The organism is Verrucomicrobiia bacterium (assembly GCA_019634635.1).
In the GTDB taxonomy this organism is placed as follows: Bacteria; Verrucomicrobiota; Verrucomicrobiia; order Limisphaerales; family UBA9464; genus UBA9464.
In genome coordinates this window covers 56,563-79,089 of record JAHCBB010000014.1, presented here as the reverse complement: position 1 = coordinate 79,089, position 22,527 = coordinate 56,563, and the positions used below count along the sequence as shown (strand labels likewise).

The window sequence follows — 22,527 nt, the reverse complement described above, 5'->3', positions numbered from 1 at the left end:
CAATGAGCTCAGACGGGAGAACGGAGAAGGTTGAGGGCCGTGGCAAGCCGGTGGATGTCGGACGGCTGGTGCGATGCGGTGAGGCTGACCCGCAACCGCGCCTGGCGCCGGCCCACGGTTGGATACCGGATGGCCGGCACCGCGAGGCCCTCCGCCAAGAGATTTTCCGACCATGAGGTTGCCAGCCTTTCGTCGCCGGCCGGCACCGGAACAATGGCGCTCGAAGAGGACAGCCCGGGGCATCGTTCGATCAGATCGCGCTGGCGATTCCAGAGGGTCTCGCACCGCTCGCGCCCCCCGGTGCTCTGGACCACACGCAGGGCCTCCCGCGCCGCGCCGGCGGCCGCGGGCACCGGTGCCGTCGAGAAAATCAGGCTGCGCGCCCGGTTGACGAGATGGTCCACGAGAGTGCGCGAGCCGCAGACATACCCGCCGGCGGCGCCCAGGGCCTTGCCCAGGGTCCCAAAATGGATCTCCACATTCCCGGAGACTCCGCAGGCTTCGGACAGGCCGCTGCGCCGGTCACCCAGAAGCCCTGCGGCATGCGCCTCATCCAGCATCAGCCAGGCTCCATGCTGTTCCTTCAGACGGACGAGAGCCTCCAGCGGTGCACGATCGCCATCCATCGAGAAGACGCTTTCCGTGACAATGAGAATTCGATGTGTGCCCGGACGTCGCCGTGCCCATCGGAGCAGCGAGTCCAGATGGTCGGGGTCGTTGTGCCGAAACACCCTCAGGGCAGCACCACTCATCCGGGCCGCATCCACACAACACGCATGGACCCTGCGGTCGAGCATGATGACGTCCTGGGCGGAGACGAGCGCCGGGATGACGCCCAAGGCGGCAGCGTAGCCGCTGGAAAAGGTCAGTGCCGCCCCGGTGCCTTTCCAGTCCGCGAGCGCCTCTTCCAGCACGTGGTGGAGCCTCAGGGAACCTCCAAGGAGCCGGGAGGCGCCGCTGCCGGCCCCGAAATCACGCGCCGCCTGCGCGGCCGCCTCGACCACCGCGGGATGGGTGGCCAGCCCGAGGTAGTCATTGGACGCAAACTGAATCAACCGCCGCCCCGCCACCACCACCTCCCGTCCCGTCGGCGAGTCCATCGGCCGGCGGACCCGGCGCAGCCCGGCGGCTTCCAGGACCTCCAGCCGCTGCAGGAGGTCGGCATCGAGCGAGGACGTCATGTCGCCCCGTTGGTAGCAGCGGATCCGCGAAACCTCAAAACTCCGGGTTGCCATTACTACGCAGGCGTACCAGTTTGGCAGGGTTGATCTGCACATGAGTGACTCCATTCCGCACCTCCCGGCGCTTCGCCTTGGGCGCCCATACGATTCGTTGGAAAAGGTCGAGATCCGAGACCATCGGACGGGCAATGTGATGGCCCTGGTGTCGCAGGTGAACGGGGGTGTGGTGAAGCGGGATCTGGGCAGGCTCGCGGGTGCGCGCGGTGCGTTGCGCCGACACTCCGTCAGCGAACTTCGGGAGCTCTCGGCGCGGGCCGGTGATCTGTTCCTCAACGGGACACTTGCGCTGGGGGACCGCGGGCACACCCAGTCTGCCGACCAGTATGTGGATACCCTCAGCCGTACGTCGGGGCTTCCCCACGTGATGGTCCGGCGCAACATGGCCAAGATCCACTACGCGCTGACCCATCTGGGCGAAGTCCTGAACGGATTGTCCCGAGGCCTGGACTTCACCATTCTCGACCGGGGCTACGGAGAACAGTTCGGAACCAAGCTGAGCTTTTTTCCCACCTGCCAGGCCCTGGGCCTGGTCATGCCCAGCAACTCGCCCGCCGTGAATTCGCTCTGGCTGCCCGCGATCGCCCTGAAGACCCCGGTGGTCATCAAGCCGGGCCGTGAGGAACCGTGGACGCCCTACCGGCTGATCCAGGCGTTCATCGCCGCCGGAGTTCCCGCCGAAGCCTTCGGGTTTTATCCGACGGATCATGACGGTGCGGCAACCATCCTCAATGCGTGCGGTCGCGCGCTGATCTTTGGCGACAAATCCACCACGGCACAGTACGCAAACAACCCGGCCATCCAGATCCATGGTCCGGGCTGGAGCAAATTTCTCATCGGCGAGGATTGCATCGGGAACTGGCCGGAATACGTGGAGGTGATCGCCTCGGCGATTGCCGACAATGGCGGGCGTTCCTGCATCAATGCCAGTGCCGTGGTGGTGCCCCGGTTCGGTGCGGAAATCGCCGACGCCCTCGCGCAACGGCTGGGTCCGGTTCAGCCCACCCGGCCGGACGACGAGCACGCGCGCCTCTCCGGCTTTGCGAATCCAAAGATGGCCGACTTCATCGAGGGGCAGATCGAGGAGGGGTTCAAAACCCCGGGAGCGGTTGAGGCCACCGCCGTATATCGTGACGGGCCCCGACGGACGGTCTTCGAGGGCGGCACGTACCTGCGGCCGACCATCGTCCGCTGCGACTCCTTCGATCATCCGCTGGCCAATCGCGAGTTCCTCTGTCCGTACGCCAGCGTCGTTACCTGCCCTCAACCGGAGATGTTGTCCCGAATTGGGTACACGCTCGCCTGTTCCGCGATCACGAAGGAGCCCGGATTCATCGCGGAGCTCGAGGCCTATCCGCACATCGAGCGCCTGAACATTGGTCCGGTGTCCACCATGAAGATCTCATGGGACCAGCCGCACGAGGGCAACATGTTCGAGTTCCTCTGGCAGCGGCGAAGCATCGAACGGGCCTGGTAGGATGTTGGCTGGCGTTTCAATCATGCTGGATCAACGACGGACCGGGCGTGGTGCGCGGTGTCTGCACCTGCTGCAGGCGGCCTTGATGGGGCCGGCGAACTCCCGGCGGCACTCCGGGCTTGAACAAGCGCATCAGTGCGTCAGTCACTAGTCGGGCATGGCCATGGATCCCCACCCCGTCGCCTCCCTCGCTCCGTTCGATCGGACTCCGCGCACCCGGCTGGTTTTTGGCAACGGGACGCTGTCCCGCCTCGGCGAACTGGCCGCGGAGTTGGGCGCGCGACGCGTCCTCGTGGTCACCGATCCGGGAATTGTGGCCGCGGGCCACCTGGTGCGCGCGAGGGCGTCGCTCGAATCGGGGGGGCTTGAAGTCACCGTGTACGACGGCGTCCGCGAAAACCCCACGACGATGGATGTCGCCCGGTGTCTTGCCGTGGCGCGCGGTTCGGGGGTGGATTTGCTGGTGGGCTTGGGGGGCGGGAGCTCGATGGACACGGCCAAGGGCACCAACTTTCTCCTGACCAACGGCGGCGAAATGAAGGACTACTGGGGTGTCGGCAAGGCGACGCAGCCGATGCTGCCGTTGATTGCGGTGCCGACCACCGCGGGGACTGGAAGCGAGTGCCAGTCGGCCGCATTGATCGCGGACGAGGCAACCCACCAGAAGATGGCCTGCCTGGACCCCAAGGCGGCTGCGCGGGTGGCCCTGCTCGACCCGGAGCTCACGCTCTCCCAGCCTCCGGGGGTCACGGCGGTCACCGGGGTGGATGCCCTCGCGCATGCCGTGGAAACTGCGGTGACCACCGCACGCAATGCGATTTCCGTAATGCATTCCCGCGAGGCCTTCCGTCGTCTGATCCACGCACTTCCGCGGGTGATTGCCAGGCCGGACGACCTCGAGGCCCGGGGGCACATGTTGCTCGGGGCCGCGTTTGCCGGCATCGCCATCGAGAATTCCATGCTTGGATCGGCCCACGCCGCTGCCAATCCGCTCACGGCAAGATTCCAGATCGTTCACGGCGCCGCTGTGGGCTTGATGCTGCCCCACGTGGTGCGCCTCAACGCCGGGGTGAACACCGCCGCGCATCGCGCCTACGCCGATCTGGCGCATGCGGCAGACCTGCCGGGCGTTGCGAGCGATCCGGATCAGGCCTTCGATGCCTTCGTTGAGCGACTGGAGGCCGTGCTGGATCTCGCCGCGATCCCGGCGAGCCTTCTTGAGGCCGGCGCGGATCCCGCGACGGTCCCGGGGTTGGCTGTGGAGGCCTCCCGTCAGTGGACGGCGCGGTTCAATCCGGCGGCATGCGATGTTGCCGAGTTCACCGCGTTGTACACGGCGGCGCTTCAGCCGAGAGGCAGTGTGAATTCCGGGCGCTCCGCGCCCGCGGGTGCCTGATCCGGGGGGCCACGTCTGGCCCGGATTCCCAGGCACAACGCCTCACCGGTCTGCGAAACGATCCGTCATGGAAATCTCTGAAACCATCGCGTGTCCCTATTGCGGGCAGCGACAGGACCTGGTCTTGGACACGTCCATCCCCGACCAGCAGTTCACCAGTGATTGCGAGGTGTGCTGCCGCCCATTCGAGGTCCGGGCGGCGTGTGAGCCCGGGGAGGTGATTCAACTGGAGGTCGTGTCGTAGAACGTATCGAAGAAACCGGCCCGGGGGGAGTTCCCCCGGGCCGTTCTGTTCTCACGTGCGACTCCAAGCAGAATCGTCACGGAGCCTTTTCCACCGACAGCCAGTCAAAGGTCAGCCAGTAGGAATAGACCGGTCGAAGAGGACCGGTTCGCACCACGGTCAGGGTGTTGGCACCCCGGACCGCCTGAAATGGGATGGTGACCAACGTCTGGCGCTTGGTGACCGTACCCCGCCAGATCGGTTTCTCGACTCCGTTGGCCACATGAAGCACGATGACGTCGTGGGTATGGAATCCAGGTTCAACCACGTTGTTCAACGCCACCCCACCCGTGGCGAACATAATCCTGAAGGTCGCCGGCCCCGCGGAGTCTGCGATGAGATGGATCCTGTTGGTCAGATCCCGGTGCGTCAACGCCCGCTCAAAGTTCAACCAGGGTTCATCCCTGGCCACCTCGATCGGTGCCTTTAACCCGTTGAAACCGGCCGGGTAGCTGCCGGCGAAATAATAATCGTCGTCGAGGTTCACGGGGGAACCCGGAGGGGGGTCGTTTCGACGGTTCTCAATCGAGAATTCGGCATGGGGCGGCTTGGCAGGACCATTGGTGCCCAACTCCCAATAGGTGCGGATGCCCGTCACTGGCGGGCCCGGAATCACCGGACCCGGGGGTGGATTGAGTTCTTCCGGATCGTCCGGATGGACTTCACCCGGATCATCGTCGTCCGGTTCCGAGTCCCCGACCGGCGGGGCAAGGCTGGTGATCCAACGGCTCACGAGTTGAACCCCGGCATCGTACCGCTGGTGCGTGGCCAGCGGCGGCATGTGATATTCCGCGGGTTGCTGGGGGCCGGCCATGTCCGCAATACGCCGGTAGAGGATGCTGCGCGCAGGGTCACCCGGAGCGACGACGAATGCGTTGGTGATCCCGAGGTCTCCGGTCACCGCTCCGTTCACGATTCCCGAGTCGGCCAGGGGAACTTCAAAGCGCCCATCCCAGTCTCCCCGCCCCGGACCACCGGCATGGTGGCAGTACGCGCAGTTGGCGTCGGTGTAGGACTTGAAGCGATGCTCCAGCGGCACCGACTCGTCGAGTGGACGGGACAGGCGGGGCAGTCCGGCGACGCTCGAGAATCCCGGGCTGAAGACGCCCAAACCGGTGAGACCCAGCAACTGGTTCACCGTTCCCGAACTCCCGACGGAGACCGGCACATTCAACTGGCGCGTCGAAAACCCGAGCGCAAATCCGGCCGATGGATTGTGGCAGGTCATGCATTCCACCCGCGCCGGGTAATGCCAGAGCTGGCTGATGAGGGTACCCGAGTCCTCCACCGGGAACGTCGTGTCGAGACCGGAATCGGAAACAAGGTCGGCATCGGACTGGTCCGGGCGCCAGCGGTAGGTCAGACCGTAGCCGCCCTCGTCCGTCTTGATGAAGAAGCGGGTCTCAATCCGGCGGGTTTGAGTGCTGTCGCGGACGACGGGAAGATCGAAGTGCTTGATCCAGACCGTGCCGGACGGAAAGGCCCACTCGTCGGTGTCGGTTCTCGAAATGGTGCGGCCCGGAGGCAGGAAAAACCAACGGCTCTTGACCGCGAAGTCCGACCAGAACGGGGCGGCAACCTCATAGGGCAGCACCCCCGCGGCCGGAGTCAGCGTGGCCACGTCGGCGAACACCCCGGTGGCGCTCAACGTCGGCGGCAGGACTTCCGGATCGGGCGCCGGGACGAGCCGGCCAATGAACCCGTTCTCGAACGACACGGTCAATATTTCGCCGGTCTCCGGGTGAAGTCCAAAGGCGTTGACGCCGGTGTCTGTGGAGGCAATGCGCTCCACAATCACCTGCGGTCCGAGGGTGATCGCCCAGACATGCTTGTTGGCCCAGTCGCCGCAGATGTATTTGCCGTTGAGCGAGGGATACCGGCTTCCCCGGTACACAAAGCCACCAATCGCACAGTTGCCCACGAAGCGCGGGTCGCTTCCCGGCGGGGCGATGGCGGTGTGCGGATAGCTCCAGATCGGCTCCTGAAGATTTACCGGGGGTCGCTGGGCGGGAGGTGGAACCTCGGGGAATCGGGTGACTTCGGGGCCCTCCATCCAGTTCCACCCGTAGTTGCCGCCCTTGACGATCCGGTTGAATTCCTCCCAGCGGGTGTTGCCGACGTCGTCGGCGTACAGGTTGCCGGTCTCCCAGTCGAAGCTGATGCGGTGGGGATTTCGAAAGCCGACGGCCCAGAATTCCGTCCGGACCTTGCCGGGTTCCACGGACTTCCCGTTGAACGAGGTGGCTCCAACCCACGGATTGTCCGGAGGGATCCGGTACCCTCCGATGACGGCCGGATGAGGATTTGGCGCGAGGCTTCCCGGGCGGGAGTCCACATCAATGCGCAGAATGGCCGAGAAAAAGTTCCCATCAATCCGCTGCGCATTGCCGAGGCGACCGTTCATGCTCCCTTCGTCCCCAAGCGGAACGTAGAGATAGCCGTCGGGCCCGAACTGAATGTCGCCGCCGCTGTGGTACGGATCGCGATCCACCTGCTCCAGCAGCAGGGCCTTGCTCCCCGGGATTACCCGGTTGGGATTCGCCGGGTCCACGGTCCAGCGCGCCAGCCGATTCACCAGGTTGCCCGCGGCGCGGTTTGTTTCGTCGGACCAAGTGAACAGTGAGCGTCCATCCGGATGAAAGGCCAGTCCGAGCAGGCCGGAGTCGCCGCGTACCCAAACGTCCGCGGAGAGGTTCAAAAAGAGCGTCTTCGTCGGTCGTGCCAGATTGGTGATGACGTAGACTCGTCCGCCGCGCTCGACGACGAAGAGGCGTCCGGCATTAGCCGTGAGTCCGACCAGACGGTCGGGACGCGGAAATGAAAGTTCCGGAAAGGCGCTTTGCAGGACAAACCCCGCGGTCGGAGGCGTTGCGGGAAACGGCGACGGGTGCCATTGCGCTGACAGCGGTGACGCCAGCAGCGCAAGGGCCGCGAGGGGCAGGAATTTCATCAAGAGATTTTTTGGTGGGAGGCGTGATTCCAACCGTTGGCACTGGTCCCGGGCGTACTCACTTTTGACTGCATAGTAAATTGGAGCGAATCCGGCAACCCCGAAAATCGGGATGCACGGGCGCCGGGGAGTGCGCCCGGATCCATCATGGACGGGTGGCCGGCAACATCGTCGAGTGGGCGAGGATCCTGGGGCTCGGACGGAGCGGTCGTGAAATCGTGACCCGGTTCCGGTGTTGCTCCGGGCGGGGTCCGGAATACTGTGGCAGCCGCATGCGCCCCGAATCCCTTCAGTTTCTCGAGACCCTCGCCAACACCCCGAGTCCCGCTGGATACGAGACGCGCGGTCAGCGGGTCTGGATGGATTATGCGGCAGCCTTTGCAGATGAGACGTACCACGACGCCTACGGCAATTGTGTTGCCGTGGCCAACCGGGGCGGCTCCCCGCGAATCATGCTCGCGGCCCATGCCGATGAAATCGCGATGACGGTCACCCATGTCACGGAGGAGGGATTCCTCCATGTCCGGCGCGCCGGCGGCGTCAATCCCGCCATCACCCGGGCGCGCCGGGCTGTGATCCACACACGGGGAGGGCCGGTTTCGGGTGTGTTCGGATCGGTCGCCCCGCACCTCACCAAGGGGGACGACAAAAAGGAGGAGCCCAAAATCCACGACCTGTTCCTCGATATCGGCGCCCCCTCCCGGGCGGAGGCGCTGCAACGGGTTCGGATTGGGGATCCCGTGACCTTGGCCGACCGCTTCGAGCAGTTGCACGGCGACCTGGTGGTCGCGCGCGCCCTCGACAATCGCGTCGGCACCTGGGCGGTCGCTGAGGCGCTGCGGCGTCTCGTCCCGGAACGGGGCCGGTATGCGGCCGAGGTCTGTGCCGTTTCCAATGTTCAGGAGGAGGTGGGCCTTCTGGGGGCCCGTCAGATCGCCTACTCGCTGAAGCCCGACGTGGCGTTGGTGGTGGATGTGACCCATGCCACGGACATCCCGACGGTGGACAAGCGGCAGCACGGGGATGTCCGGCTCGGCGGCGGACCGACCGTGACCCACGGTGGCTGCAATCATCCCGGAGTGGTGGAGCGAATCGAGCAATGCGCCACGGCTCGGGGCATCGTCCTGCAGCACGAAGCCATGAGCGCCACCAGTGGCACGGATACCGATGCCATCTTCTGGACCCGGGGCGGCATTCCCAGCGCCCTGATCAGCCTGCCGAACCGGTACATGCATTCTCCGGTGGAGGTGGTTTCGCTGAAGGACCTCGACCTGATCCCCGACCTGCTCGCCGCCTTCGTGGTCAGCGTCCAGGCGGGCGAGACGTTCCGGGTGGTCATCTGATCCGGCACCGCGCCGATCGCCCGGCCGCGGTGCGGCTCACGGGGATGTCGGGGCGGGTTTCCCGGGCACCAGTCCACCCTTGAAGGCGATCTCGAGCGCCAGCGGCACGAGTTGGGCCACCGACGTGACCTGATTCAGCGAGCGGTTGGTGATGCCGAGGTCAAAGACCTTGTCCCGCCGGGGGTCGCGGGCGTCCGAAAAGGAGATGCGGCCCAGGGTCAGCGTCAGAAGATCCACACCCTCAAAGCGAAACCCGCCAAGCCAGTTCGTCGCCCCGAGGCCCCGCACCCCGGCTGCGGCCGAAGTCAGGTCGAGCAGGTTCGTCCGGCCTGCCGCGTCCACTTCGACGTGCAGCTCGGACAGGTGCAGGCGGACCTCGCGAAAGCGCAGCACGTTTGAGGCGGCGGCCTCGGGATGGTAGGCGAGGTAGAGCTCGGGGATGGCCACCAGGGGTCGCGGCCCGAACCCCGGCGGATTGCTGACCACGAGTTGCCGCAGGCGGATCGAGCCGTCGCGCAGTCCCAGGTCCACGGCGTCAAGGCGAATCCCGGTTCCCGTCTGCCGGCGCAGGGCCGACACCAGAGCTCCGCGGGCCAGGTGATCCACGCTGGCCAGCGCCACAAGGACGAGCAACGCCGCGGCTCCGGCGAGGCCGAGGAGGATCCAGAGAACTCGGCGGCGGACGACGGAACTCACAGCACGATGTCTTCGGGACGCACCTCGAGGCACTCGTCCTGATCCTCCCAAACCACGGCCGGAAAGAGGTCCAGCAGGGGGGGCACCAGATCATGGGCGGCCTCCGCCAGCAGTTCCTCGGCCTTCTGCGCAGCGTTCTCGAAGGCGTTGTCGTAGTCGCGGGACTTGCGGCGTTGCTGGTCATCCCAGTGCGCAACATCGTGGACCGGCGCATAGGCCTGGGCCCATGCGCGCAGTCGGGACTGCAGCGACTCCGGAAGCTGGTCCAGCGGGATCGCCGTTTCGTTGCAGTGCTGACAGATCAACCCGGAACCGCTGACGTCACGGGTGAGCAGGGGCAGGAGGGGCGCGCGGCAGCAAGCGGCCTCGACGTATCCGGTCGGGAGGTTCACCAGCCGCTTGAGCCAGATCTGGCGGTCATGTGCGAGTTGTGAGCCCAGCCGGTAGGCGCCCACGAGCGGATGTGAGAGCCTCCAGGCTCTTCCGTGAAGCTGACCCAGCGTTTGGGAACACCAGCGGGCCAGCGTCAGGTCATCGAAATCGCGGAAACTGCGGGCGTACTCCTGCCAGAGCTTGTCGAGCGCGGAATCTTCCTTCGTTTCAGCCACGGAGGCTAGATATCGAAACCCGGACCGGAAGGCGAGGAGGAGCCACTGCTGAATTGAATTTCAAGCGGCGCGCACACTTTGGATGCGTCGGGACGGTCGTTTCCGATATTTCGGAGATTTCCGCTTTTCCCGGGCACGATCCGCTCCGCATGCTCCGCCGACCGTCCACGCATGTCCTCCCCTCCCGAATCCGGATTCGCCTGGTGGCGCCTGTTGAATCGTTACCAGTGGTTCGTGCTGATTGTCGCCTCGCTGGGGTGGCTGCTGGACTGCATGGACCAGCAATTGTTCAACCTCGCGCGCATGCCGGCGATGCGGGAGTTGCTCGCGGCGGGGTTTGGGCGTCCGGCAACCGCCGCCGAGGTGGGCGAACACGGGGCCTATGCCACCTCGATCTTCCTCCTGGGATGGGCCAGCGGCGGTTTGGTTTTCGGCGTGCTGGGCGACCGCTGGGGGCGGGCCAAAACGATGCTGCTCACCATCCTCCTTTACTCCGGCTGCACGGGCCTCAGTGCCTTCTCCACGCGATTCTGGGATTTTGCGCTGTACCGGTTCATGACGGGGCTCGGCGTGGGGGGGGAGTTTGCGGTGGGTGTGGCGCTGGTGGCAGAGGTGATGCCCGAACGGGCACGTCCCTACGCGCTCAGCCTGCTCCAGGCGCTGTCCACGGTGGGCAACGTCTCGGCGGCGATCACCAGCATGTCCCTGGGGCATCTGGAACAGACCGGGGTGCTGGGCAGCGTGGCGGGCTGGGCGGCGTGGCGGTGGATGTTTGTGGTGGGCGCGGTGCCGGCGATCCTCGTGGTGCTGGTTCGGCGGCGTCTGCGGGAACCGGAGCGCTGGCTGGAGGCGAAGCGGGATCCGGAAATCAGCCGCAAGCTGGGCGACTATGGCGAACTGTTCGGCAACCCGCGCTGGCGTACCCCGGCGACCATCGCCGGCCTGCTGCTGGTGATCGGCATCGGGGTCGGCTTCCTGGGGCGTGCCTCGTGGGACAAGCGCACCATTGTCGCGTGCTTTGCGCTGGCGGCGCTGGGGGCCGGACTGGTGACCGTCTTCGGCGGGGGCGGCGACACCACCTACCGCCGTCGCGCGGTGGTCGGCCTGCTGCTGGCGCTCAGCGGTGTCATCGGCGTCTGGGGCATCGGCTTCTTCAGCTTCGACCTGGTGCGGTCGGTCCTGGAAAAGCGGTTCATCGCGGAGGGCATGGATCCGCAGCTGATTCCGGGCAAGCTGACGTTCTGGGCCGGCATCACCTCGATGATGCAGAATCTGGGGGCGTTTTTCGGCATCTACTCCTTCGGCATCGCGGCGCAGCGATTCGGACGCAAGCCGGCGTTTGCCGTGGCACTGGTCGCGGCCATGATCACCACCGCGGCCGTCTTCTGGTTCCTCCGTGACTTCAGCCAGATCTTCTGGCTGATCCCGCTCATGGGCTTCTCCCAGCTGGCCCTGTTCGGCGGTTATGCGATCTATTTCCCCGAACTGTTCCCGACGCGTCTTCGCAGCACGGGAACCAGTTTCTGCTACAACGTCGGCCGCTTCGTGGCGGCCAGCGGGCCGGCCGCGCTCGGATTGCTCACCGGCGTGGTGTTCAAGGATTCCCCGGAGCCGCTCCGCTATGCAGGCATCACCATGTGCGCCGCCTTCCTGATCGGCCTGATCGCGCTGCCGTTCGCCCCCGAAACGCGCGGACAGCCGCTTCCCGAGGACGTGCGGGCACCGGCGCACTGACGGGATCCCCCATGCGCATTATCGGTGGGCAGGCCGCAGGCCGCATCGTGCAGGTGCCCGCGGGATTGGGCGTCCGCCCGATGCCCGACAAGGTCAAGCTGGCCGTCTTCAATTCCCTGGGTGACCGGGTGGTCGGGGCCGCGGTGCTCGACCTCTTCTCCGGCACCGGAGCCCTGGGGCACGAATGCCTCAGCCGTGGCGCACGCTCCGTATACAGTGTCGAGCGGTCGGCGCGGCACGCCCGCTGCTACCAGCGCAACCTGGCCGCGACCGGCCTTCCCGTGACCGGCGTCGTGCTTCGGGTGCAGGACGTGTTTGCCGCGCTGCCGCAGCTCGCCGCCTCGGGACGCCGCTTCGATCTGGTGATCGCAGATCCGCCCTACGGCGAGAAGAACACCGGCCGCCGCTCGCGTTCTCCGGCCCAGCAGTTGCTCGATGCGGTGGACCTGCCAAGCCTGCTGGCCCCGGTCGGCGTGTTGGTGCTGGGGCACGCAAAGCGGGATGCGCTCGACCTGGGACCGTTGTGGCGGGAGGATCGGACGTTGCGACACGGCGACACGATCATTCGATTCCTGAAGCCATCGGAAACGACCCATGCACGTGCAGACCCACCTGAGATCCGTCCGTGAGGCTGCCCGAGGGCGGGGGCCATGCCGGCAGCGAAGGGGCCCGTTGAGAGCGCTTCTGCTGGCCGGATTGTTGGTCTCCGGATTCGGCGCGCCCGTATTGCGGTCCGCCGAGGTTTCGGCTCCTCAGGTGGCCCCGACCCGTCCGGCAGTGCTCCAGGATCTGCTGACGAAGGCGGTGGAAGGCACGCTGGCGCGCTTTTCGGCCGGAGGACTCAAGGCCGACGAACTTGCGGTGACCGTGGTCCATCTCACCGATCCGGCTCGACCCGGATGGGCCTCGTACCGTGGGGAGGTTCCGGTGTATCCGGCCAGTGTGGTGAAGCTGTTCTACCTGGTGGCGGCACACCGCTGGATGGAGGACGGCCGACTGGAGGACACGCGGGAGCTGCGCCGGGCCATGACGGACATGATCGTGGACAGTTCCAATGAGGCGACGCACTACGTCGTGGACCTGCTGACGGGCACGACGAGTGGTCCAGAGCTGACGGAAGATGCCTTGCGTGCCTGGGCCGACCAGCGCAACGCAGTCAACCGCTACTTCGTTCTCGAGGGCTTTGAAGGGATCAACGTCAACAAGAAGCCGTGGTGCGAGGGACCCTACGGGCGTGAAATGCAGGCCATCCAGCGATTCCAGCCGTCACGCAACTGGCTGACGACCGACGCGACCGCCCGATTGTTTGCGGAAATCGCCACCGGACGTTCGGTGACGCCGGGGCGCAGCCGCGAGATGATGGGGTTGCTGGCACGGGACGTTTCCGCACCGGTTCGCGATCCCGAGGACCAAACCCATGGGTTTACGGGGATCGTCTTGCAGGATCCCGGACGCGAGGGTCTGCGCCTGTGGTCCAAGGCCGGCTGGACCAGCGCGACACGGCACGACGCCGCCTACCTGGAATCGCCAGAGGGTCTCAAGCTGGTCGTGGTGGTATTCACCACCGGGCACGCGCTTGAGCGGCAGATCATCCCATCGGTGGTCCGGATCCTTTTGGACGGATTCCCGCGTTGAAGCGCGTCAGGACCCAGGTGACCCCGCGCATTTTACCCAAGGATTTTCCGGCTGAAACGTTGGGATCAACGAGCGTCTCGTCCGCGCCAGATCCGGCGTGCCGGCGACTCCCTCAGGAAAGTGTACTCATGAACCTTCGAGCTGTTGGTCTGGCGCTGATTTTGGCCCTGGCCGGTCCCGCGACGGCTTCCGCCGTCGTGCCTTCCGGGCTTCGCGAACAGGTGGAGGCCCTTTTCTTGCGTGGTTCATTTGCCCAGGCGGTGGGCGCATTGGAGCAGGTCCGTACCAACGACCTGGCCGCTCCCGACCTGCGGTGGCTGGAGTTCCGGCTCGCGGATGCGCGGTGGCGTGCGGCGGCGCCGGAGCTGCTTGAGGATTCGGACCGCTTTGCCGCCCCGCTGGTTCGTTTGTCCAGCGACGACATTCCGGCGGCCGAACGGGATGAATTCTGGGCCGCCGCACGCCGGTCTCTTGGGGACCTGCAGCGTCGCCAGGAGCCCTGGGGACATGGTTTTGGCGCCCAGTATACCGCGGCACTGGATTGGTGGGCCGGCCAGACCAACCTTGCGCGCGCCCGGGATCAGTACCTGGAGATCGCACGAGACTGGGCGGGGCCGGTGGGGGAGGACGCTGGATGGAACCGCATGATTGTGATTCCGGACGATGTCCTGTCCCGCGCGATCTCCATCGCCGAACGTCCGGACGATGTCGCCTTCTTTCGTCTTCATCGGGCGGTCCGGTCCGGAACCATGTGGCACCCGGGCAACCCGGGGCGGGCGGCCCGCGATTTTGAAGCGGCCCGGCTGGCATCGGTGGGCACCCCGTTTCGGGACGCCGCACTTTACTTCGAGGGCCAATGGCGGGAACGCCAGGGAGGCATCGAAGCCCTCCCCTCCGGTGGCTGGAAACCGAAGCCTGATGAGGCGGGTGCGATCCAGCGGTATCGGGAGCTCCTGGAGGAGTTTCCCGCCGGACGATCCCGGTACCGTGAATCGGCGGCCTCCCGGCTCGCCGACCTGACCGGCATTTCCATGGTTTTGGCTGTGCCGGGAACCTTTCTGCCCGGATCGCGGATCGAATTTCAGCTGTCCGCACGAAACGCCACCAATGTTCAGCTTTCGCTGACCCCGATGGACCTCACCCGCGACCTGCGACTCGAGGCGGTCACCGGAGAACGCTCTGTATGGCAGGACGGGTTACGTCCCCCCGGGCCGGCGATTCGGGAGTGGAACGAAGCCATGGAGCCGGATCAGCCCCATGCGGAGGTGACCCGGCAGGTGCGGCTGCCGGGGACGCTGGCCCCGGGCGCCTACTTGCTGGAGGCGCGGGCGGGTGACCAGTCGGTGCGGGACGTGCTGATGGTCACGGATGCCGTTCTGGTGCTGCAGGAGAGTCCGGGCCGAACGTTGGCGTGGCTCGTGGATGCCCATCGAGGACACCCAATTCCGGAGGCGCCTGTCCGTTTCGTGGCAGGCGTGCGGGAGCCCTACGGACGCGGGGTGCGGTGGCAGGAATGGACCGCCACCACGGATGCCCACGGCGTGGCGTCGCTGGAAACCCCGGCAGGCGAAATGGTGTGTGTGGCCGGGCTGTCCGAACGTCCGGCCATCGCCTTCGGCCATGGCAGTCCTCGCTGGCAGGACGGCACCGATGGCTGGAAGGTGTACGCCTTCACGGACCGGCCTGCCTACCGCCCCGGGGCGATGGTGGACTGGAAGGTCCTCGCACGACGCCGGGTGGAGGGGACGTATCTGACGCCGGTTGGTCAGTTGCTATGGTTTGAATTGCGGGATCCCCAGGGGACGACCGTGACCAACGGTGTCATGACGCTCGATGCCTTCGGGGCGGCTTGGGGCCAATTCGAGACGCGTCCGCAGGCGGGCCTCGGATTGTACACCGTCACGTTCATCACCGGAAGCGCCAACGGGGAGCCTGTGGGCACGGAGACCCTCTTCCGACTCGAGGAATACCGGCTTCCGGAGTTCGAGGTGACCGTGACGGCGTCCCGGGCTCCGGAAAGCACGGCGCCCGCCGGTGCGGTGCGACCCGGGGAGCCACTCACCGTGGAGATTGAGGCTACGTACTATTTCGGGTCTCCGGTTTCCGGAGGGACCGTCGAGGTGGTGGTGCATCGGCGTCCCTTCCAATGGATCTGGCCGGTGACCCGCGACTATCCCTGGCTGCAGGAGAGCGGATCATCGTGGCCCTGGCGTCATGACGTCATGCCCGCTGAGGTCCGGCGGGAAACGTTGCACCTCGACGCCGCCGGACGTGCGGTCTTCGCCATGGATACAGATGCCGATTCGGGGGACCAAGTGTACTCCGTCACTGCGAACGTGTCCGATGCAGGACGACGTCAGGTCACGGGGTCCGCCGAGCTCCGGGTCACTCGCGAGGCCTACGCGGTGCGGGCGCGGCCGCTGCGAAACCTGCCGCGGCCCGGAGAAGCCATCCGGATAGAGTTCCAGGCGAAGGACGCCGACGGCCGGCCAGTTGTCACCACGGGCGCGGTGCGGATCACGCGGGAGTATTGGTGGGAAATCTGGGTGGACAGCCTCGGCCGAGAGGTGGCCGGCGAGGAATTGAAGCGCCTGCAGGGCGCCTCCCCGGTCTGGCCGCCGCGACCGGATCCGGGCCAGCGGGACTGGCAGTTGAAGTTCCGGGGCTATCGTGCCGAGGAACTGGGCGTCCGCCAGGTGACCTTGGCGACGAACGGGGTTGGCGAATTGTCCTTCACGACGGACCGCGTCGGCTACTACCGGTTCGCATGGTCGAGTCCGGATTTCTGGCCCGTTCCCGGGATGTCGGTCGGCGTCACCAACCTGATCACGGCCCAGGCCTCCGTCTGGGTGACCACGACACAGCCCGTGGATCTGGGATACCGGTCGAGCGGACTGGAGATCATCCTGGATGCCGACGCATTCCGGACGGGCACCGAGGCGCCGGTAATGATCGTGGGGCCCAACCCGGATCGTTGGGTTCTGTTCACGGTTCAGGGGGGGGGGCCGCCAAAGACCCAGGTGTTGCACCTGGCGGGAGCGACCCGGTTGGTGGAGCTCGACGTCACCGAATCCCTCGAACCGAATGCCGTGCTGCAGGCGGTCCTCGTGGACAACCGGCGGATATTGCAGGACCGGAAGGAGATCGTCGTCCCTCCGACCCGCAACTTCCTCACGGTCGGGATCGAGCCGGACCCGGCATCCGGGCCTCCGGGGTCCGAAGGTGCCTTGCGAATCACGACACGGGATGCCGCAGGGAAACCCGTGGTGGCGCAGGTGGCGGTATCCGTCGTGGATGACAGCTTGAGTGCCATCCAGGGAGACCTGGCGGGGGATCCGAGGGCGTTTTTCTTTCCCCGCCGTTACCTGCCGGAACTGCCGGTGCAGTCGGGATTCAATCGGGGGCGCTATCTGCGCCTGGTCGTGGATGAGGACGGGCGATGGCTGGAAGAGGGGACGATGGGCCAGGACCAGGCGAAATTCGAGGTTAGCGAAGCAATGAGTCCCCAGTTGGCCCGTCGCTATGGCCTCAATTTCATGCGTGGGCCGGATGCTCTCGTCACGGACGTTTCGTCCGCCGGGTTTGCCAACGTGCAGCGAGTGCTTCCTATCCCGGCGATGGCACGCGCCGACCGCTCCACGAAGTCCTCGGGAACCGGGGCCGCGGAACCCGTTGTCGTGGTCCGCAGCGACTTCCGGGAGACCGCTTATTGGAATCCGGCAGTGCTCACCGACGCCTCCGGATCGGCACGGGTGACCTTTCGGTATCCGGACGCCACGACCCGGTGGGGACTCCGCGCTCTGGCTGCCACCGAGGGCGCCGGCGTTGGCCTGGGCACGAATGTCACCCGGACATTTCTTCCGCTGAGCGTCCGCCTCCAGACGCCTCGATTTCTCGTCAGCGGTGACCAGGCGGTGCTTTCCGTGGTGATGGACAATAGCACCGACGCGCCGATGAAGGTGTCCGCGACGCTGGAGGCTGGTCACCTGACGCTGATCGAGTGGATTCGGGGGGACCAGCGGGGAACCGGCAATCCACCCCCGGTGGAGGTCCCGCCAGGCGGCTCCACGCGCATGGACTGGCGGACCCGGGCCATCGAGCCGGGAACGGCGGTCCTGACCGCAACCGTCAGGGCGCAAGGGCATGCGGATTCCGTGAGGCGAACGTTCCCCATCGTGGCGAACGGGATCGAGCAATGGGTTTCGCACGCCGGCAGGACCACTGCGGACGACATCACCGTCCATCTCAAGCTGCCGCCGCGAAGGCCGGACTCTGCGAACCTGGCCGTTCGGCTGACGCCCAGCCTGGCGGTCACGCTGCTGGATGCCCTGCCTTACCTTGCGGATTTTCCGTACGGCTGCACGGAGCAGACCATGAGCCGGTTCCTGCCGGCGGTCGTTGTCCGGCAGACCCTCGCCACGGTCGGACTGGATGCCGCCACGGCAATGGAGCGCGCCTTTGGTGGGATTTCGACCAATGCGACCGGTCAGGTGTCTCCGGGCTTGGGCTCCCGGAAGGACCTGGAGAAGCTGGACGACATGATCGGTGCCGGCTTGAAGCGGCTCTACGACGGACAGGGTCAGGAAGCATGGGGATGGTGGCCCGGCGGAGACGATGACCTGTGGATGACGGCTTACGTGGTTTGGGGGCTGCGATTGGCGCAGCAGGCGGGAGTGGAGATCGAGGAGGAGCGGGTGAACCGCGCCGAAAACTGGCTGCGGGGGCAGTTGGTCCGGTTGGCGGATCGGCCGGACGATGCCGCCTGGGCGCTGCACGCGCTGGCGTCCCGGCTGCGGACGCCGGAGCGGATGGGTCCGGAATCCTTTGAGGCACGGGCGTTCCAGCGGGCCTACGATCAGCGGACCGAGTTGAGCGCGGCCGGCCGGGCCCTGCTTGCGTGGGCGGCCCATCAGTATGGGGAAGGGGACCGGGCGCGGGTATTGGTCGAGAATCTGTCGAATGGGGTGATCCGGGATGAGGCTCCGGACCGTTCCGTACTTTATTCCGGCGCCGTGCGGGGAGGCTCGACCCAGCCGACCGCCTACTGGGGCTCCCGGGGCCTGATGCGGCGATGGGGTGACACCCCGGTGGAGGCCACGGCTTTCAGTGTCCGGTCCCTCCTGACCCTCGACCCCGGAAATCCCCTGGTACAGCCCGCGGTGGCCTGGCTGCTGCAGAACCGGCGCGGGGCCTCGTGGAACAACACACGGGACACCGCGATCACGATCCTGTGCCTGACCGATTACCTGCGCGTTTCCGGGGAACTGAAGCAATCGCTTGAGCTGGAGTTGGTCGTGAATGGGCGCACGGTCGCCACACCGCGATGGACACCGGCGGATGTGCTGCAGGCGCCGGCCGTATTTTCCGTTTCCAGAGACCTCCTGGGCGACACCAACGAGGTCCGGATCCTCCGGCGCGGCGGGGAGGCACCCGCCTATTTCTCGCTGGAAGCCACCTGCTTCACCGAAGGGATCCCCATGCCGGCCGGGAGCGGTGTGTTCGTTCGCCGCGAACTGTTCCGGTTGGTGCCAGTGCCAACCCTGCTCCAGGGAATTCGCGAGGTATCGGTGCCGCTGGGCGCCGAGGAATCGGTTGCTGCGGGAGACCTGGTGGAATGCCGGCTGGTCCTTGAGGCAAAATCCGACGTGGAATACGTGATGATTGAGGACTTCAAGCCTGCGGGCTTCGAGGCGACAGAGGTCCGGAGTGGGTGGGGAAAACCCGCGGCTCGTCTCCGAAATCCGGAAGCCCCGGGGGCAATTTCGGAACGGATGCCGCGCGGGCCGGATGTGCCCCTCTACTTTGAATGGCGCGACCGGCGGGCGGCGGCATTTGCGTCCCGGATGCCGGCCGGACTTTGGGAGATCCGCTACCGGTATCGGGTCGAGACCCCGGGACACTTCACGGAATTGCCGGCAATGGCCGCGGCGATGTATGTCCCCGAACTGCGTGGCAACTCGGCCGGGCGCGAGATTCGAATCACCGAGCCCCAACCCTAGTCCAAGCTCCCGGCGGATTCCGTGCGCAGGGAACCCGCCGGACGGCCTGCGGCCTGGCGCTTGTGAAAAGTTTCACGAACAACTTGACCCGCAGGGGCTGCTTGATAGTTTGCGGTTGAAATCTGCAGGAAACGCTCGCTGATGAACTCCATGAACACGCTTCTGAAACTGGCCGTCGGGATGTCCGCCACGGCCGCGCTCGCCTCCGCCGCCGAAATCACCGGCAGGGTCACGCTCAAGGGGACGCCGCCTCCGGAAAAGGTGATTGGCGCGGTGAAGACGGATGCCAATTGCGGGAAGGTCGCCCAAGGCGAGGCCAAGACCCGGGTCTATGTGGTGGGCGCCGATGGCGGCCTGGCCAACACCATCGTGTTCATCAAGAAGGGACTCGAGGGCAAGGCGTTTCCCGCGGCGTCCTCAAAGGTGGAGATTGACCAGATTGGATGCATGTACATCCCGTACGTCTCCGCGGCGATGGCCGGGCAGACGATTCTGATCAAGAACTCGGATCCGTTCATGCACAACGTGAACGTCCAGCCCAAGGTCGCCGGCAACAAGGGCTTCAACATCGCGCAGGCCACCCAGGGCAAGACCGATGAGAAGGTGTTTGAAAAGCCCGAGATCGGGATCCGGTTCGCGTGCAATGTGCATCCCTGGATGATCGCCTACCTGAGCACGTTTGAGCATCCGTTCTTTGTGGTGACCGACGAATCCGGTGCCTTCGCGATCCGGGGAGACATTCCGGACGGCAAGTACACTCTGGAGGCCTATCACCAGAAGGCCGGTTCGGTGACCGAGGAAATTGAGGTCAAGGGAGGCAAGGCCTCTGCGGACTTCACGGTCGAGGTGAAGCCCTCCTGAGGAGGCTGCATTCCGGGCCGAATTCCCATCCCGGGGATCCGGCCCTTTTTTCAAGGGATTCGCAATCACCGCTCCACGCAGTGTCCTCTCCCTCCGACCGCTGGCTCCCTTGGTATGCATACCTGACCGCCCTGGCCACCCTCGGACTGGTCTGTCTGGGCGGGTTGGTGACCAGCAAAGGTGTGGGGATGTCGGTTCCGGACTGGCCCACCAGCTTCGGGTACAACATGTTTGCCCTGCCGGTGAGCCAATGGTTTCACGGCGGGGTTTTTGATGAACACACCCACCGGCTCTGGGCCTCGATGGTCGGGCTGATGGTGGTTTTCCTGACGCGCTGGCTGGGTGGCCGGGCGGCACGGCGGCCGCTGGCAATCATCGGAGCCACCGAGATATTCCTCGGGATCGCGCTGCTCGGATTGGGGCCGGACTGGCGGGGTGCCGGACATTTCCTTGCCGGGATCGGCGGGGTTGTCGTGTTGGCGGCAGTTGTCTGGCACCAGGGCGAAGCGCGTGAGGCGCCCTTGCCGGCCCTGGGATGGCTGGCCTTCTGGGCGGTTCAATTGCAGGGACTTCTCGGCGGTCTTCGCGTGGTGCTGGACCAGTGGACCCTTGGAAATGTGACCCTCGGATTGCTCCTCGGCTTGGTGCATGGATGCCTTGGGCAGGCATTTCTCGTCCTGCTGGGCGTGATCGCCCTGCGGGTGAGCCCGTTCTGGTCGCGACTTGTCAGAAGTGGATCCGCGCAGGTCCCGCATCGCCTTGCGGCATGGGTGACCGCCGGGACGGTGCTGATTGTCCTCCAGTTGATCCTTGGGGCCAGCATGCGGCATCAGCACTCCGGGCTGGCCATACCGGACTTTCCGACAGCGTACGGACGCTGGTGGCCGGCGCTCGATGACGCCGCATTGCTGCGGTACAACCAGAACCGGATCGAGGAGTCCACCGTGACCGCCTTCCAGATCGTGCTGCAATTGCTCCATCGGTTGGGCGCCGTGGGCGTGCTCGTGGCCGTCGCGATGGCGTGCCGTGTGGGCACCCGTTGCGGGACATTGCCCCGGGTGGTGATGCGTGGACTCCGGTGCTGGCTGGGGCTGATCTGCATTCAAGCCGGCCTGGGAGCGGCGACGATCTGGACCAACAAGGCGGCGGATGTCGCCACGGCCCATGTCGCCATCGGCGCCCTCTCGTTGCTCATCGGTACAGGGTTGATTCTCGTCCTGCGAAAACTCAGTGTGCCCGTGCGCGTTCGGGACTTCCGGGAGACCGCAGCCCCGCTGGCGCAGCCGTTTGCCCGCTGATTATGGAATTCAAGGCCGCCGCCACCGTGCTTCCTGCCGCCGCCGCCGAGGCACGTGACAAGTCCGTCTGGGCAGTGGCTGCCGAGTTGGTGAAGGCACGGCTGACCCTTCTGGTGGTCCTCACGACCTCCGTGGGCTTCTATCTGGGTTCAACGGCACCCGTGGATTTTGGGCTCCTGCTGCAGGTGACCTTGGGCACGGCACTGCTCGCGGGAGGTGCGGCGGTCCTCAATCAGTGGATGGAGCGGGAGTTCGACGCTCGCATGCGGCGCACGGCCGACCGCCCGCTCCCCTCCGGCCGCGTTGAACCCACGACGGCCCTCGCGGCGGGGATGCTGCTCTCCGTTGCGGGGACCGCGTGGCTGCTCCTGGCGGTCAACCCGCTCACCGCCTTGCTGGGGGTCGTCACACTCGCCACCTATCTGTTGGCCTACACCCCCCTCAAGCGCCGAACGATGCTCAACACGGTGGTCGGTGCCGTGCCGGGCGCCCTGCCGCCGCTGATGGGATGGACGGCCGCCACTGGCACCCTGGATGCCCCCGGCTGGGGGTTGTTCGGCATCCTCTTTTTCTGGCAACTGCCGCATTTCATGGCGATTGCCTGGCTTTACCGCGACGACTACGCCGGGGCGGGCTTTCGCATGCTGTCGGGCAACGATCCTGATGGCCGCCGTACGGCGGCCTCCGCCGTGCGCAATACGGTGGCGCTTTTTGCCGTGAGCCTGTTTCCGTTCCTGTTCGGCCTTTCGGGACGATGGTATCTCGCGGGGGCGGTCGTCCTGGGCGCTGGATTCCTGGCCGCGTCCATTGCGTTCGCGGCACATCGGACCCTTCCAACCGCCCGCCGACTCTTTTTCGCGAGCATCCTCTACTTGCCGCTATTGCTGGGACTTCTGGTTATGGACAAGCCAAGCCGGAAATTGACTTCTCCGAGGTCCGGGTCGCTAGCATCGCCGCCGTCCAGCGGTACGCTGGTCCCGATGGTTTCGAATCCGTTGCACTGACATTC

Annotated in this window: 15 protein-coding genes; 11 read left to right on the top strand and 4 right to left on the bottom strand. The window is 65.9% G+C overall.

What is annotated here, in order from left to right; translation table 11 throughout:
• Positions 1-8: 8 nt before the first annotated feature.
• On the bottom strand, positions 9-1,181 hold the full coding sequence (locus KF791_11585; protein ID MBX3733222.1) for an 8-amino-7-oxononanoate synthase: 1,173 nt from the start codon (positions 1,179-1,181) through the stop codon (positions 9-11).
• 94 nt (positions 1,182-1,275) lie between these two features.
• On the opposite strand from KF791_11585, the gene KF791_11580 reads away from it, so the two are divergent.
• The 3 genes from KF791_11580 to KF791_11570 all read left to right on the top strand — a co-directional run bounded on the left by KF791_11580 (position 1,276) and on the right by KF791_11570 (position 4,355).
• The gene (locus KF791_11580; GenBank protein ID MBX3733221.1) at positions 1,276-2,715 is read left to right on the top strand and encodes an aldehyde dehydrogenase; all 1,440 of its coding nucleotides are present in this window, start codon (positions 1,276-1,278) and stop codon (positions 2,713-2,715) included.
• 157 nt (positions 2,716-2,872) lie between these two features.
• The gene (locus KF791_11575; GenBank protein ID MBX3733220.1) at positions 2,873-4,111 is read left to right on the top strand and encodes an iron-containing alcohol dehydrogenase; all 1,239 of its coding nucleotides are present in this window, start codon (positions 2,873-2,875) and stop codon (positions 4,109-4,111) included.
• 67 nt (positions 4,112-4,178) lie between these two features.
• Positions 4,179-4,355 carry a CPXCG motif-containing cysteine-rich protein gene (locus KF791_11570; protein MBX3733219.1) on the top strand — a complete coding sequence of 59 codons (177 nt, stop codon included), beginning with the start codon at positions 4,179-4,181 and terminating at the stop codon, positions 4,353-4,355.
• Positions 4,356-4,431: 76 nt separating this feature from the next.
• Here the strand turns inward: KF791_11570 and KF791_11565 are convergent, their stop codons facing one another.
• Complete coding sequence (locus KF791_11565) at positions 4,432-7,344, bottom strand: PQQ-dependent sugar dehydrogenase (GenBank protein ID MBX3733218.1); 2,913 nt, start codon at positions 7,342-7,344, stop codon at positions 4,432-4,434.
• 272 nt (positions 7,345-7,616) lie between these two features.
• On the opposite strand from KF791_11565, the gene KF791_11560 reads away from it, so the two are divergent.
• Complete coding sequence (locus tag KF791_11560; GenBank protein MBX3733217.1) at positions 7,617-8,687, top strand: M42 family metallopeptidase; 1,071 nt, start codon at positions 7,617-7,619, stop codon at positions 8,685-8,687.
• A gap of 36 nt (positions 8,688-8,723) precedes the next feature.
• Here the strand turns inward: KF791_11560 and KF791_11555 are convergent, their stop codons facing one another.
• Entirely contained in the window at positions 8,724-9,383 is a 660-nt protein-coding gene (locus KF791_11555; GenBank protein MBX3733216.1) for a hypothetical protein, read from the bottom strand.
• Positions 9,380-9,991, bottom strand: a complete 612-nt coding sequence (locus KF791_11550) for a hypothetical protein (protein ID MBX3733215.1) — start codon at positions 9,989-9,991, stop codon at positions 9,380-9,382. The genes KF791_11555 and KF791_11550 overlap by 4 nt, the downstream gene beginning before the upstream one ends.
• Positions 9,992-10,162: 171 nt before the next feature.
• On the opposite strand from KF791_11550, the gene KF791_11545 reads away from it, so the two are divergent.
• From KF791_11545 to cyoE, 7 genes are all read left to right on the top strand, one after another.
• Positions 10,163-11,725 carry an MFS transporter gene (locus tag KF791_11545; protein ID MBX3733214.1) on the top strand — a complete coding sequence of 521 codons (1,563 nt, stop codon included), beginning with the start codon at positions 10,163-10,165 and terminating at the stop codon, positions 11,723-11,725.
• Positions 11,726-11,736: 11 nt separating this feature from the next.
• Entirely contained in the window at positions 11,737-12,354 is a 618-nt protein-coding gene (locus KF791_11540; GenBank protein ID MBX3733213.1) for an RsmD family RNA methyltransferase, read from the top strand.
• The gene (locus KF791_11535) at positions 12,320-13,360 is read left to right on the top strand and encodes a serine hydrolase (protein ID MBX3733212.1); all 1,041 of its coding nucleotides are present in this window, start codon (positions 12,320-12,322) and stop codon (positions 13,358-13,360) included. The genes KF791_11540 and KF791_11535 overlap by 35 nt, the downstream gene beginning before the upstream one ends.
• 128 nt (positions 13,361-13,488) lie before the next feature.
• Positions 13,489-19,359: a hypothetical protein gene (locus tag KF791_11530; GenBank protein ID MBX3733211.1), complete on the top strand. Its 5,871-nt coding sequence runs from the start codon at positions 13,489-13,491 to the stop codon at positions 19,357-19,359.
• A 150-nt stretch (positions 19,360-19,509) separates the two neighbouring features.
• Positions 19,510-20,220, top strand: coding sequence for a hypothetical protein (locus KF791_11525; protein ID MBX3733210.1), 711 nt, complete (start codon positions 19,510-19,512; stop codon positions 20,218-20,220).
• A gap of 80 nt (positions 20,221-20,300) precedes the next feature.
• A complete protein-coding gene (locus tag KF791_11520) occupies positions 20,301-21,518 on the top strand; it encodes a COX15/CtaA family protein (GenBank protein MBX3733209.1) in 1,218 nt (405 codons plus the stop codon).
• Between the two features lie 2 nt (positions 21,519-21,520).
• Positions 21,521-22,522: a heme o synthase gene (cyoE, locus tag KF791_11515; protein MBX3733208.1), complete on the top strand. Its 1,002-nt coding sequence runs from the start codon at positions 21,521-21,523 to the stop codon at positions 22,520-22,522.
• Positions 22,523-22,527 lie beyond the last annotated feature (5 nt).

Bases quoted from the DNA above. Each gene is read 5' to 3' on its own strand.
- KF791_11585 (MBX3733222.1), bottom strand. From the start codon at position 1,181: ATGACGTCCTCGCTCGATGCCGACCTCCTGCAGCGGCTGGAGGTCCTG.
- KF791_11580 (MBX3733221.1), top strand. From the start codon at position 1,276: ATGAGTGACTCCATTCCGCACCTCCCGGCGCTTCGCCTTGGGCGCCCA.
- KF791_11575 (MBX3733220.1), top strand. From the start codon at position 2,873: ATGGCCATGGATCCCCACCCCGTCGCCTCCCTCGCTCCGTTCGATCGG.
- KF791_11570 (MBX3733219.1), top strand. From the start codon at position 4,179: ATGGAAATCTCTGAAACCATCGCGTGTCCCTATTGCGGGCAGCGACAG.
- KF791_11565 (MBX3733218.1), bottom strand. From the start codon at position 7,344: ATGAAATTCCTGCCCCTCGCGGCCCTTGCGCTGCTGGCGTCACCGCTG.
- KF791_11560 (MBX3733217.1), top strand. From the start codon at position 7,617: ATGCGCCCCGAATCCCTTCAGTTTCTCGAGACCCTCGCCAACACCCCG.
- KF791_11545 (MBX3733214.1), top strand. From the start codon at position 10,163: ATGTCCTCCCCTCCCGAATCCGGATTCGCCTGGTGGCGCCTGTTGAAT.
- KF791_11540 (MBX3733213.1), top strand. From the start codon at position 11,737: ATGCGCATTATCGGTGGGCAGGCCGCAGGCCGCATCGTGCAGGTGCCC.
- KF791_11535 (MBX3733212.1), top strand. From the start codon at position 12,320: ATGCACGTGCAGACCCACCTGAGATCCGTCCGTGAGGCTGCCCGAGGG.
- KF791_11530 (MBX3733211.1), top strand. From the start codon at position 13,489: ATGAACCTTCGAGCTGTTGGTCTGGCGCTGATTTTGGCCCTGGCCGGT.
- KF791_11525 (MBX3733210.1), top strand. From the start codon at position 19,510: ATGAACACGCTTCTGAAACTGGCCGTCGGGATGTCCGCCACGGCCGCG.
- cyoE (MBX3733208.1), top strand. From the start codon at position 21,521: ATGGAATTCAAGGCCGCCGCCACCGTGCTTCCTGCCGCCGCCGCCGAG.